Below are 13,211 nucleotides of genomic sequence, written 5' to 3'. Positions count from 1 at the left end.
AAGCGCCGCGTCCCGACCTTATAGATAGAAAGGAAAGCCGATCGATGCCGCAGGTGGATCCCGAACTCTTCGACCGTGGCCAGTTCCAGGCGGAACTGGCGCTGAAAGCCAGCCCCATCGCCGCGTTCAAGAAGGCCATTCGTCAGGCACGGGAAGTGCTCGATACCCGCTTTCGCAGTGGGCGGGAGATCCGCCGGCTGATCGAAGACCGCGCCTGGTTCATCGATAACATCCTGCAAAAGGCCTGGGACCAGTTCAGCTGGAGCGAGGACGCCGACATCGCTCTGGTGGCGGTCGGCGGCTACGGTCGCGGCGAACTGCACCCCTACTCCGATATCGACCTGCTGATCCTCCTGGACAGCGCCGATCACGAAATCTTCCGCGACTCCATCGAACGCTTTCTGACCCTGCTCTGGGACATCGGCCTGGAAGTCGGGCAAAGCGTGCGCTCGGTGGACGAGTGCGTCGAAGAGGCGCGGGCCGACCTGACGGTGATCACCAACCTGATGGAAAGTCGCACCATCGCCGGCCCCGAGCACCTGCGCCAGCGCATGCTGGAAGTCACCAGCACCGCGCACATGTGGCCGAGCAAGGACTTCTTCCTGGCCAAGCGCGCCGAGCAGAAGGCCCGGCATCACAAGTACAACGACACCGAATACAACCTGGAACCCAACGTCAAAGGCTCCCCGGGTGGCCTGCGGGATATCCAGACCATCCTCTGGGTCGCCCGGCGCCAGTACGGCACCCTGAACCTGCGAGCCCTGGCCGGCGAAGGGTTCCTGGTGGAAAGCGAGAACGCCCTGCTGGCCTCGTCCCAGGAGTTCCTGTGGAAGGTGCGGTACGCCCTGCACATGCTCGCCGGGCGCTCCGAAGACCGCCTGCTGCTCGACCATCAGCGCTCCATCGCCACCCTGCTGGGCTTCGAAGGCGATGACGCCAAGCAATCCATCGAAAGCTTCATGCAGCAGTACTACCGGGTGGTGATGAGCATCGCCCAGTTGAGCGACCTGATCATCCAGCACTTCGAAGAGGTGATCCTCGCCCCCGATGACGAGGCCCCGCCGCAACCGATCAACCCGCGCTTCCAACTGCACGATGGTTACATCGAGGCGATCAACGACAACGTGTTCAAGCGCACGCCGTTCGCCATGCTGGAAATCTTCGTGCTGATGGCCCAGCACCCGGAGATCAAGGGCGTGCGCGCGGACACCATCCGCCTGCTGCGCGAGCACCGGCACCTGATCGACGACGACTTCCGTCACGACATTCGCAACACCAGCCTGTTCATCGAGCTGTTCAAGTGCGAGATCGGCATTCACCGCAACCTGCGCCGGATGAACCGCTACGGCATTCTCGGACGCTACCTGCCGGAGTTCGGCTTCATCGTCGGGCAGATGCAGCACGACCTGTTCCACATCTATACCGTGGACGCCCACACGCTGAACCTGATCAAGCACCTGCGCAAAATGCAGTACACGCCGATCTCGGAGAAATTCCCCCTGGCCAGCAAGCTCATGGGCAAGCTGCCCAAGCCCGAGCTGATCTACCTGGCCGGCCTGTACCACGACATCGGCAAGGGCCGGCACGGCGACCACTCGGAAATCGGCGCGGTGGATGCCGAAGCCTTCTGCGTGCGCCATCAGTTGCCGCAATGGGACACCCGGCTGATTGTCTGGCTGGTGCAGAACCACCTGGTGATGTCCACCACCGCCCAGCGCAAGGACCTGTCCGACCCGCAGGTGATCCACGACTTCGCACAGTTCGTGGTCGACCAGACCCATCTTGACTACCTCTATGTGCTGACCGTCGCCGACATCTACGCCACCAACCCGACCTTGTGGAACTCCTGGCGCGCCAGCCTGTTGCGCCAGCTCTACACCGAGACCAAGCGCGCCCTGCGCCGCGGCCTGGAAAACCCGGTGGACCGGGAAGAGCAGATCCGCCAGACCCAGAGCGCCGCCCTGGACATCCTGGTGCGCAATGGCACCGATCCGGACGAAGTCGAGCAACTCTGGTCGCAATTGGGCGACGACTATTTCCTGCGCCATACCGCCGGCGACGTGGCCTGGCACAGTGATGCGATCCTCCAGCAACCGGCCGACGGCGGCCCGCTGGTGCTGATCAAGGAAATCGCCCAGCGCGAATTCGAGGGCGGTACCCAGATCTTCATCTACGCCCCGGACCAGCACGACTTCTTCGCCGTGACCGTAGCCGCCATGGACCAGCTCAACCTGAACATCCACGACGCACGGATCATCACCTCCAGCAGCCAGTTCACCCTCGACACCTACATCGTCCTGGACAACGACGGCGAGTCCATCGGCAACAACCCCGAGCGGGTCGAACAGATCCGCAAAGGCCTGACCGAGGCACTGCGCAACCCCGACGACTATCCAACCATCATCCAGCGTCGGGTGCCGCGCCAGCTCAAGCATTTTGCCTTCGAACCCGAGGTGACCATCCACAACGACGCCCAGCGCCCGGTCACCGTGCTGGAACTGAGCGCCCCGGACCGCCCGGGCCTCCTGGCGCGAATCGGCAAGATCTTCCTGGAGTTCGACCTGTCGCTGCAGAACGCCAAGATCGCCACCCTGGGCGAGCGCGTGGAAGACGTGTTCTTCATCACCGACGCGCACAACCAGCCCTTATCCGACCCCCAGCTGTGCAGCCGCTTGCAGGATGCGATCGTCGAACAGTTGAGCGTCCGCCACGAACCGACTATCGAAATGACCCGCCTGAGCATCTGACAGGTCATGAACCGCCGCCTTGTGTGAGATACCGCACCGATGAACAACGCTCTGAACCAGTTGCAGCCCTACCCGTTCGAAAAGCTTCGCGCCTTGCTCGGCAGCGTGACGCCCAACCCGGACAAGCGTCCGATCGCCCTGTCCATCGGCGAACCCAAGCACCGCTCGCCAAGCTTCGTCGCCGAAGCCCTGGCCAACAACCTTGAGCAGATGGCGGTCTACCCCACCACCCTGGGCATCCCGGCCCTGCGCGAAGCCATTGCCGGCTGGTGCGAACGGCGCTTTGGCGTTCCAACCGGCTGGATCGATCCGGCGCGCAACGTGTTGCCGGTGAACGGCACCCGCGAAGCGCTGTTTGCCTTCACCCAGACCGTGGTCAACCGCGGCGACGATGCCCTGGTGGTCAGCCCCAACCCCTTCTATCAGATCTACGAAGGCGCGGCCTTCCTCGCCGGAGCCAAGCCCCACTACCTGCCCTGCCTGGACGAAAACGGCTTCAACCCGGACTTCGACGCCGTGCCGGCCGAGATCTGGCAGCGCTGCCAGATCCTCTTCCTGTGCTCGCCGGGCAACCCTACCGGCGCGTTGATCCCGATGGACACCCTGAAGAAGCTGATCGCCCTGGCGGACGAGCATGACTTCGTGATCGCGGCCGACGAGTGCTACAGCGAGCTGTACTTCGACGAGCAGACCCCACCGCCAGGCCTGCTCAGCGCCTGCGCCGAACTGGGCCGCCAGGACTTCAAGCGCTGCGTGGTGTTCCACAGCCTGTCCAAGCGCTCCAACCTGCCGGGCCTGCGCTCGGGCTTCGTCGCTGGCGACGCGGACATCCTCAAGGGCTTCCTGCTGTACCGCACTTACCACGGCTGCGCCATGCCGGTGCAAACCCAACTGGCCAGCGTCGCCGCCTGGAACGATGAAGTACACGTGCGCGCCAACCGCGCCCTGTACCGCGAGAAGTTCGACGCCGTGCTGGCGATCCTCGCGCCGGTACTGGACGTGCAACGCCCGGATGGCAGCTTCTACCTGTGGCCGAACGTGGCCGGGGATGACGCGGCCTTCTGCCGCGACCTGTTCGAGCAGGAGCACGTGACCGTGGTGCCGGGCTCTTATCTGTCGCGGGATGTGGACGGTACCAACCCGGGCGCCGGGCGCGTGCGCATGGCGTTGGTTGCGCCGCTGGCGGAGTGCGTGGAAGCCGCCGAGCGGATTCGCGACTTCGTGCTGCGTCGCGCTTGAGGCCCTTCGCCGGCAAGCCGGCTCCTACATACCCGCTGTAGGAGCCGGCTTGCCGGCGAAAGCGTCATCCGCTCACTTCACCTGCCCCAGATTGGCCTCGCTCAAATCCAGGTCCGCCAATACCTCGCGCAGCACATCGTCACCAATCTGGTGATGCCGGCTCAGTCGGTACAACTCCAAGCGTTGCGCGCGCAAGGCCTTGAGCCGCAGGCGCCGCTCCAGCAAGTCCATCTGCAACGCCAGGGCCTGGGCCTCGGCCGAATCGTTATAGACCTCCAACTGATGCCGGTACTCGGCCATCAGGCGCCCCTTGAGCTCGGTGGCCAGGGCCGCCTGCGCCGCATCCGGGGCCTCGGTACCTTCGGCCACTTCTTCGGCCTCCAGGGCATGGATCGCCGCTTCGGCGGTCTTGCGCCAGGCATCACGCACCTCGCCTCGACGCTTGTCGTCCGGACTCTTGGGGATGCCGCGCAACAGCAAAGGCAAGGCGATACAGGCCGCGACCAAGGACAGCAGAATCACCCCGGCGGCGATGAAGATCAGCAGGTCCCGTTCCGGGAACGCTTCCCCAGCCCCCAGGAACAAGGGCACCGACATCACGCCCGCCAGGGTCACCGCCCCACGCACCCCACCCACAGTCAGCAGCCAGCAGGAGCGCGCCGTCGGCACCAGGGTCAATTCACCCTTGCCACGCCAGCGCCGCAACAGGCCGGACAGGCGCCAGATGCTCTGCACCCAGATGAAGCGCAGCACCAGCAACACCAGGAAGATCGCCACCACATCCAGGCAGCGATAGAACAGGGTTGGCCACAGCGAGGTCTCGTGACTGACCACCGCCTTGATGATGTCCGGCAGTTGCAGCCCCAGAAGCAGGAAGATCAGGCCGTTGAAGGCGAATTCCAGCAGCGACCAGACACTGCGGTTGAGCAGTCGGGTGCTGGTCTGGCGCGGCAGCAGGTCGAGCCAGCTCTGCATCATCCCCGCCGCCACCGCCGAGAGAATGCCCGAGGCGCCCAGGCGCTCAGCCAGGACGTAGGCCGCGAAGGGCAACAGCAGCATGAACACCACGTGGGTCGCCGGGTCGTCCCAGCCACGGGCGATCATCCAGGCCCGCAGGCGCCCCACCAACCAGCTCAAGGCCACACCGACCGCCAGCCCGCCCACCGCCACCAGGACAAAGGTCAGGCTGGCATTGGCCAGGGAGAACACCCCGGTGATGGCCGCCACCAGGGCGAACTTGAAGGTCACCAGGCCCGAGGCGTCGTTCATCAAGGCCTCGCCCTGCAGCATGTGCATCAAGGGGGTCGGCAGGCGGTTCTGGGAAATGGCCGAAACCGCCACCGCGTCCGTGGGCGAGAGCACCGCGGCCAGGGCAAAGGCCACCGGCAGGGGAATGGTCGGCAGCAGCCAGTGAATGAAGTACCCGGCACCGACCACGGTGAACAGCACCAGGCCCACCGCCAGGGTCAGGATCGGCCCGCGCAGGCGCCAGAACTCACGCTTGGGCATGCGCCAGCCATCGGAAAACAGCAACGGCGGCAGGAACAGGAAGAGAAACAGTTCCGGGTCCAGGGCCACGTGCAACCCCAGGGTCGGCCAGGCCAGCAAGGCGCCGGCGGCAATCTGCACCAGGGGCAGCGGCAGTGGAATCACCCGCCCGACAAGACGCGAGAGGCTCACCAGCATCAACAGGATGAGCACGGTATAAGCGGTTTGCATAAAGCGAAAATCCAAGGCTTAACAAGAAAAATCGTACATATATGAGCGAAGAGTCGCCGACGAAGTGCCATATTAGCCTCTTAAGCTCACACTCGACCGCTGCACAAAAGTCGCAACCGCCTGGGCGCCTTGCAATAACCTGCGACAAAGCCGAATTCAGGCCGACGCCGAAGCGCCGCGGTCGTGGCATAATCCGTGGTCTTTTATCTCCAGCAACTCCAAAGGGGGCAATTCCTTGACCGCTTCAAGCAAAACGTTGCACCTTTTCGGCATCAAAGCCTGCGACACCATGAAAAAGGCGCGCACCTGGCTCGATGAACACGCTGTCAGCTATGACTTCCACGACTACAAGACCTCCGGCATCGACCGTGAGCACCTGAACCAATGGTGCGACGAGCACGGCTGGCAGGTGGTGTTGAACCGCGCGGGCACGACCTTTCGCAAACTCGATGACGAAAGCAAAGCCGATCTCGACCAGGCGAAAGCCGTTGAACTGATGCTCGCGCAACCCTCGATGATCAAGCGCCCGGTGCTCGATCTCGGTGACAAGACCCTGATTGGCTTCAAGCCAGACCTTTACGCGGCAGCGCTCCAGTAAGCCTGCTCACTCAATTTCGCAAGAGGTAACTGCATGTCCACTACCCTGTTCAGCCTGGCATTCGGTGTCGGCACCCAGAACCGTCAAGGCGCTTGGCTGGAAGTGTTCTACGCCGCGCCACTGCTCAAGCCTTCCAGCGAAATCCTTGCTGCGGTAGCGCCGATCCTGGGCTACAGCGAAGGCAACCAGGCCATCACCTTCACCACCGCCCAGGCCGCGCAGCTGGCCGATGCCCTGAAAGGCATCGACGCCACCCAGGCCGCCCTGCTGACCCGCCTGGCCGAGAGCCACAAGCCGCTGGTCGCCACCCTGCTGGCTGAAGACGCCCAGCTGAGCTCCACCCCGGAGGCCTACCTCAAGCTGCACCTGCTGTCCCACCGCCTGGTCAAGCCCCACGGCCTGAGCCTGGCCGGGGTGTTCCCGCTGTTGCCGAACGTGGCCTGGACCAGCCAGGGCGCCATCGACCTCGGCGAGCTGGCCGAGCGCCAACTCGAAGCGCGCCTGCGCGGCGAGCTGCTGGAAGTGTTCTCGGTGGACAAGTTCCCGAAAATGACCGACTACGTGGTGCCGAGCGGCGTGCGCATCGCTGACAGCGCGCGGATCCGCCTGGGCGCCTACATCGGCGAAGGCACCACCGTGATGCACGAAGGCTTCGTCAACTTCAACGCCGGCACCGAAGGCCCGGGCATGATCGAAGGCCGCGTCTCGGCCGGCGTCTTCGTCGGCAAGGGCTCGGACCTGGGCGGTGGCTGCTCGACCATGGGCACCCTGTCCGGTGGCGGCAACATCGTGATCAAGGTTGGCGAAGGTTGCCTGATCGGCGCCAACGCCGGCATCGGCATCCCCCTGGGCGACCGCAACACCGTGGAGTCGGGCCTGTACGTGACTGCCGGCACCAAGGTCGCGCTGCTGGACGAAAACAACCAGCTGGTGAAAGTGCTCAAGGCCCGTGAGCTGGCCGGCCAGCCGGACCTGCTGTTCCGTCGCAACTCGGAAACCGGCGCCGTGGAGTGCAAGACCCACAAGTCGGCGATCGAGCTGAACGAAGCGCTGCACGCTCACAACTAAGCCTGTAGGAAAACTCGCTGGGCGATCAGCCAAGGCAAAAGCCGGCGAGGAGGCGCGTGTAGGGACCTACATGAGCATTCCGAGCCTGCTTCTGCTTAGTGCCGAAGGCGCCCAACGCGCCGCCTGGTCGCAGCGCAGGCAGTTTTCCTGCAGAGCCGAAGCAGCGATTCGGTTTCATCGGAACCTGCCGGGCGCTTATCATCAGCGCCCGGCCTGTTCAAACGAGTCCTCCCACCATGCTTGTGCCCTCCCCCTGGCGCGCCGACTTCCCGGCCATCGCCACCCTGCAACGCCAGGACCAGACCTACCTGGACAACGCCGCCACCACGCAAAAGCCCCAGGCCCTGCTGGACGCCCTGGTGCACTACTACGCCAATGGCACGGCCAATGTGCATCGTGCACAGCACCTGCCCGGCGCCCACGCCACCCAGGCGTTCGAAGACAGCCGCAGCAAGGTCGGCCAATGGCTGAATACCGGTGACAGCGGGCAGATCATCTTCACCCACGGCGCAACCAGTGCCCTGAATCTCCTGGCCTACGGCCTGGAACACCATTTTCAAGCGGGCGATGAACTGGTCATCAGCGCCCTCGAACACCACGCCAACCTGCTGCCCTGGCAGCAGTTGGCACAGCGCCGCGCACTCAAGCTGGTGGTCCTGCCCCTGGACGCCGACGGCTTGATCGACCTCGACGCTGCGGCCGGCCTGATCGGCCCACGGACCCGACTGCTGGCGGTAAGCCAGCTGTCTAACGTGCTCGGTGCCTGGCAGCCACTGCCGCCACTGCTGGCCCTGGCCAAGGCCCATGACGCCCTGACCGTGGTCGATGGTGCCCAGGGCGTGGTCCACGGGCGCCACGATGTACAGGCCCTGGGCTGCGATTTCTACGTTTTTTCCAGCCACAAGCTGTACGGCCCCGACGGGGTCGGCGTGCTGTTCGGCCGTCATGAGGCGCTCAAGGGCCTGCACCACTGGCAGTTTGGTGGCGAGATGGTCCAGGACGCCGACTACCAGCACGCCAGTTTCCGGCCGGCGCCCCTGGGCTTCGAGGCTGGTACGCCGCCGATCGCCAGCGTCATTGGCCTGGGCGCCACCCTCGACTACCTCGGCACCCTGGACCAGGACGCAGTCAACGCCCATGAAAGCGCGCTGCACGCCTATCTGTTGCAGGGCCTGCAGGCGCGCAAGGGCATCCGCCTGGTGGGCACGCCAAAACTGGCCCTGGCCAGCTTCGTGGTCGACGGGGTGCACAACTCCGACTTGGCGCACCTGCTGACCGAACAAGGAATTGCCGTGCGCGCCGGGCATCACTGCGCCATGCCACTGTTCAAGGGGCTGGGCCTGACCGGTGCGATTCGCGTGTCGCTGGCGCTGTACAACGACTCTGAAGACCTGGAGCGCTTCTTCGAAGCCCTGGACCAGGCCCTGGAGTTGCTGCGATGAGCCTGCCCGAGGCAGCCGCTGCAGCACTGGAAGTCTTTGAGCAAGCGGCCGGCTGGGAGCAGCGCGCCCGACTGCTGATGCAATGGGGCGAACGTCTGCCGGGGCTGGAGGAAGCCGACAAGGTCGAAGCCAATCGGGTCCACGGCTGTGAAAGCCAGGTCTGGCTGCTGGCGACCGTGGAGGATGGCCACTGGCAGTTCTCCGCAGCCAGCGATGCGCGGCTGATCCGCGGCCTGGTGGCGCTGCTGCTGGCGCGGGTCAACGGCCTGACCGCAGAGCAGTTGCGGGAAGTGAACCTGGCGGACTGGTTCAATCAGCTGGGCCTGTCGCGCCAGCTCTCGCCGTCGCGCAGCAATGGCCTGAATGCGGTATGGCGACGCATGAGCGAACTGGCCAGCGCCCCCACTGCATAACCGTGTAGGAGCCGGCTTGCCGGCGAACAGGGCCTCAAGCCGAGCATCGCCCTCTGGGCTCCTTTCGCTGGCAAGCCAGCTCCTACAACAGCTCAAACCCGCCTCAGCACTTGCCGGCGCAAAGGGCTTGATGCCTTGCATCGCCCTCTGGGCCCCTTTCGCTGGCAAGCCAGCTCCTACAACGGCCTGCGTCTGGGCGAGCAGGTCTTATGCGCCGGGTTTGCTGCGCTCGGACGGACGGCGCACGCCGGCGACAATCTTGTCCACCGCCTTGGTCGCTGCCACCATGCCGAAGGTCGCGGTCACCATCATCACCGCACCAAAGCCACCGGCGCAGTCGAGCTTGACGCCGTCACCGACAAAACTCTTCTGCAGGCAGATGCTGCCATCGGGCTTCGGGTAGCGCAGCTGTTCGGTGGAGAACACGCAGGGCACGCTGTAATGCCGAGTCACGGTGCGCGAGAAGCCGTAGTCACGGCGCAGGGTGGAGCGCACCTTGGAGGCCAGCGGATCATTGAAGGTGCGATTGAGGTCACAGACCTGGATCAGGGTCGGATCGATCTGCCCGCCGGCGCCGCCCGTGGTGATGATCTGGATCTTGCGCCGCTTGCACCAGGCAATCAGCGCCGCCTTGGCATTCACGCTGTCGATGCAGTCGATCACGCAGTCGATGTTCGGGGTGATGTACTCGGCCATGGTGTCGCGGGTCACGAAGTCCGCCACCGCATGCACGCTGCAATCGGGGTTGATGCCCCGCAGGCGCTCGGCCATGACCTCGACCTTGGGCTTGCCGACGGTACTGTCCAGGGCGTGCAGCTGGCGATTGCTGTTGCTGACGCAGACATCGTCCAGATCGAACAGGGAGATTTCGCCCACGCCACACCGGGCAATGGCTTCCGCCGCCCAGGAGCCGACGCCACCGACGCCGACAATCGCCACATGGGCCGCGCGCAAGCGTTCCAGCCCCTCGATGCCATACAAACGGGCGACGCCGGCAAACCGCGGATCTTCTGTACTCATGACCACCACCTGAAAAAACCGGCGCGCATTATAGGGCTTCGCAGCGACAAGTTTTAAGCAACAAGCTACAAGTTAAGAACTTAAGTTCAAATGCAGTGCCCAAGGTCCGGCTTTCCTCTGTGCGCTGTACGCTCAGTCGAGGCCCGGTGTAGGATGCCCGCCGTTTGGCGCCAGCCGACCTTCCCCTCGTTCCACACCTTTTGGAACCCGAAATAGCTATGTCATCGCGTAAATTTGGACTCAACCTGGTGATAGTGCTGGCCATTGCCGCGCTGTTCACTGGTTTCTGGGCGTTGATCAATCGCCCGGTCTCGGCCCCCAACTGGCCGGAACAGATCTCCGGTTTCTCCTACTCGCCGTTCCAGCAGGGCCAGTTCCCGCAGAAGGACCAGTACCCGTCCGACGATGAAATGCGTCGCGACCTGGAGATCATGAGCAAGCTGACCGACAACATCCGTACCTATTCGGTAGACGGCAGCCTGGGGGATATTCCCAAGCTGGCGGAAGAGTTCGGCCTGCGGGTGACCCTGGGGATCTGGATCAGCCCGGACCTGGAACGCAACGAGCGGGAAATCGTCCGCGCCATCGAGCTGGCCAACAGCTCCCGCAGCGTCGTGCGGGTGGTGGTGGGCAACGAGGCGATCTTCCGCAAGGAAATCACCGCCGACCAGTTGTCGGTACTCCTGGATCGGGTCCGCGCCGCGGTGAAGGTCCCGGTGACCACCTCGGAACAGTGGCACGTCTGGGAAGAGCACCCGGAACTGGCCCAGCACGTCGACCTGATCGCTTCACACATCCTGCCCTACTGGGAGTTCATCCCGGTGGACAAGGCCGGGCAGTTCGTCCTCGACCGCGCCCGGGACCTGAAGAAGATGTTCCCGAAAAAGCCCCTGCTGCTGTCCGAAGTGGGCTGGCCGAGCAATGGCCGCATGCGCGGCGGCGCCGATGCCAGCCCGGCGGACCAGGCCATCTACCTGCGTACCCTGGTCAATGAACTCAACCGCCAGGGCTACAACTATTTCGTCATCGAGGCCTTCGACCAGCCGTGGAAGGCCAGCGATGAAGGTTCGGTGGGCGCCTACTGGGGCGTGTTCAACGCCGCGCGCCAACAGAAGTTCAACTTCGAAGGCCCGGTGGTAGCGATTCCCCAATGGCGGGTGCTGGCCATCGGCTCGGTGGTACTGGCGCTGCTGTCGCTGACCCTGCTGATGATCGACGGTTCGGCGCTGCGCCAGCGTGGCCGCACCTTCCTGACCTTTATCGCGTTCCTCTGCGGTTCGGTGCTGGTGTGGATCGGCTACGACTACAGTCAGCAATACAGCACCTGGTTCAGCCTGACCGTGGGCTTCCTCCTCGCGCTGGGGGCGCTGGGGGTGTTCATCGTGCTGCTGACCGAGGCCCATGAACTGGCCGAGGCGGTGTGGATCCACAAACGCCGGCGCGAATTCCTGCCGGTGGAAGGCGATTCCAACTACCGACCGAAAGTGTCGATTCATGTGCCCTGCTACAACGAGCCGCCGGAGATGGTCAAACAGACCCTCAACGCACTGGCCAACCTCGACTACCCGGACTTCGAAGTCCTGATCATCGACAACAACACCAAGGACCCAGCGGTCTGGGAACCGGTGCAGGCCTATTGCGAGACCCTGGGCCCGCGCTTCAAGTTCTTCCACGTCGCGCCCCTGGCCGGTTTCAAGGGCGGAGCACTGAACTACCTGCTGCCGCACACCGCCAAGGATGCCGAAGTGATCGCAGTGATCGACTCCGACTACTGCGTCGACCGCAACTGGCTCAAGCACATGGTGCCGCACTTCGCCGATCCGAAAATCGCCATCGTGCAGTCGCCCCAGGACTATCGCGACCAGAACGAAAGCACCTTCAAGAAGCTCTGCTATGCAGAATACAAAGGCTTCTTCCATATCGGCATGGTCACCCGCAACGACCGTGACGCGATCATCCAGCACGGCACCATGACCATGACCCGGCGTTCGGTACTCGAAGAGCTGGGCTGGGCCGACTGGTGCATTTGTGAAGACGCTGAACTGGGCCTGCGGGTGTTCGAGAAAGGCCTATCGGCGGCGTACCACCACGAAAGCTACGGCAAGGGCCTGATGCCCGACACCTTCATCGACTTCAAGAAGCAGCGTTTCCGCTGGGCCTATGGCGCGATCCAGATCATCAAGCGCCACACCGCCAGCCTGCTGCGCGGCAAGAACACCGAGCTGACCCGGGGCCAGCGCTACCACTTCCTCGCGGGCTGGCTGCCGTGGGTCGCCGACGGCATGAACATCTTCTTCACCCTCGGTGCCCTGCTGTGGTCGGCGGCGATGATCATCGTGCCCAAGCAGGTGGACCCGCCCCTGCTGATCTTCGCCATCCCGCCGCTGGCGCTGTTCGTGTTCAAGGTCGGCAAGATCATCTTCCTCTACCGCCGTGCGGTGGGGGTCAACCTCAAGGACGCGTTCTGCGCGGCCCTGGCGGGCCTGGCCCTGTCCCATACCATCGCCAAGGCGGTGCTGTACGGTTTCTTCACCAGCAGCATCCCGTTCTTCCGCACGCCGAAGAACGCCGACAACCACGGTTTCTGGGTGGCCATCTCCGAAGCCCGGGAAGAGCTGTTCATCATGCTGCTGTTGTGGGGCGCGGCGCTGGGGATCTTCCTGGTGCAGGGCCTGCCGAGCAACGACATGCGTTTCTGGGTGACCATGCTCCTGGTGCAGTCCCTGCCCTACGTGGCGGCGCTGGTCATGGCATTCCTCTCGTCGCTGCCCAAACCGGCGGAAGAAAGCCTGCCGGCCCCAGCCAGCTAAATCGATCCAAAGCACTAAACGGCGGCCTCAGGCCGCCGTTTTGCTTTAAGATACCCGCCATTTTGCGCGCCTTGCCCACCACCTGTAGGAGCTGGCTTGCCAGCGAACAAAACAACGCGGTATCTGTGTTCAACCGCCCTCGCCGGCCCGCCGGC

At 64.1% G+C, this 13,211-nt stretch carries 9 protein-coding genes; 7 read left to right on the top strand and 2 right to left on the bottom strand.

From position 1 onward, the window contains the following. The first annotated feature begins 44 nt into the window (after positions 1 to 44). Together ACZ5BO_RS07235 and dapC are read left to right on the top strand one after the other, a co-directional pair. Complete coding sequence (locus ACZ5BO_RS07235; RefSeq protein WP_025127637.1) at positions 45 to 2,747, top strand: [protein-PII] uridylyltransferase; 2,703 nt, start codon at positions 45 to 47, stop codon at positions 2,745 to 2,747. Between the two features lie 39 nt (positions 2,748 to 2,786). After that, positions 2,787 to 3,986: a succinyldiaminopimelate transaminase gene (gene dapC / locus ACZ5BO_RS07230; RefSeq protein WP_464698972.1), complete on the top strand. Its 1,200-nt coding sequence runs from the start codon at positions 2,787 to 2,789 to the stop codon at positions 3,984 to 3,986. Positions 3,987 to 4,058: 72 nt separating this feature from the next. Here the strand turns inward: dapC and ACZ5BO_RS07225 are convergent, their stop codons facing one another. Continuing rightward, on the bottom strand, positions 4,059 to 5,705 hold the full coding sequence (locus ACZ5BO_RS07225; protein ID WP_464698970.1) for a Na+/H+ antiporter: 1,647 nt from the start codon (positions 5,703 to 5,705) through the stop codon (positions 4,059 to 4,061). Positions 5,706 to 5,940: 235 nt separating this feature from the next. On the opposite strand from ACZ5BO_RS07225, the gene ACZ5BO_RS07220 reads away from it, so the two are divergent. From ACZ5BO_RS07220 to ACZ5BO_RS07205, 4 genes are all read left to right on the top strand, one after another. Then, positions 5,941 to 6,303: an ArsC family reductase gene (locus ACZ5BO_RS07220; RefSeq protein WP_025127634.1), complete on the top strand. Its 363-nt coding sequence runs from the start codon at positions 5,941 to 5,943 to the stop codon at positions 6,301 to 6,303. Positions 6,304 to 6,336: 33 nt separating this feature from the next. Next, on the top strand, positions 6,337 to 7,371 hold the full coding sequence (gene dapD, locus ACZ5BO_RS07215) for a 2,3,4,5-tetrahydropyridine-2,6-dicarboxylate N-succinyltransferase (protein WP_025127633.1): 1,035 nt from the start codon (positions 6,337 to 6,339) through the stop codon (positions 7,369 to 7,371). Positions 7,372 to 7,607: 236 nt separating this feature from the next. Next, positions 7,608 to 8,813, top strand: coding sequence for an aminotransferase class V-fold PLP-dependent enzyme (locus tag ACZ5BO_RS07210; RefSeq protein ID WP_464698968.1), 1,206 nt, complete (start codon positions 7,608 to 7,610; stop codon positions 8,811 to 8,813). Continuing rightward, positions 8,810 to 9,226 carry a SufE family protein gene (locus tag ACZ5BO_RS07205; protein WP_464698966.1) on the top strand — a complete coding sequence of 139 codons (417 nt, stop codon included), beginning with the start codon at positions 8,810 to 8,812 and terminating at the stop codon, positions 9,224 to 9,226. Before ACZ5BO_RS07210 ends, ACZ5BO_RS07205 begins: the two co-directional genes overlap by 4 nt. Before the next feature lie 207 nt (positions 9,227 to 9,433). On the opposite strand, the gene tcdA is transcribed toward ACZ5BO_RS07205, so the two are convergent. Beyond that, positions 9,434 to 10,246, bottom strand: a complete 813-nt coding sequence (gene tcdA / locus ACZ5BO_RS07200; protein WP_025127630.1) for a tRNA cyclic N6-threonylcarbamoyladenosine(37) synthase TcdA — start codon at positions 10,244 to 10,246, stop codon at positions 9,434 to 9,436. 218 nt (positions 10,247 to 10,464) lie between these two features. Between tcdA and ACZ5BO_RS07195 the strand changes: the two genes are divergently transcribed. Beyond that, positions 10,465 to 13,056, top strand: coding sequence for a glycosyltransferase (locus tag ACZ5BO_RS07195; RefSeq protein WP_025127629.1), 2,592 nt, complete (start codon positions 10,465 to 10,467; stop codon positions 13,054 to 13,056). Positions 13,057 to 13,211 lie beyond the last annotated feature (155 nt).

The sequence above is a fragment of the Pseudomonas sp. FFPRI_1 genome (assembly GCF_055384485.1).
The sequence above is the reverse complement of the archived record's forward strand: the minus strand, read 5'-3'. Positions and strand labels throughout refer to the sequence as shown.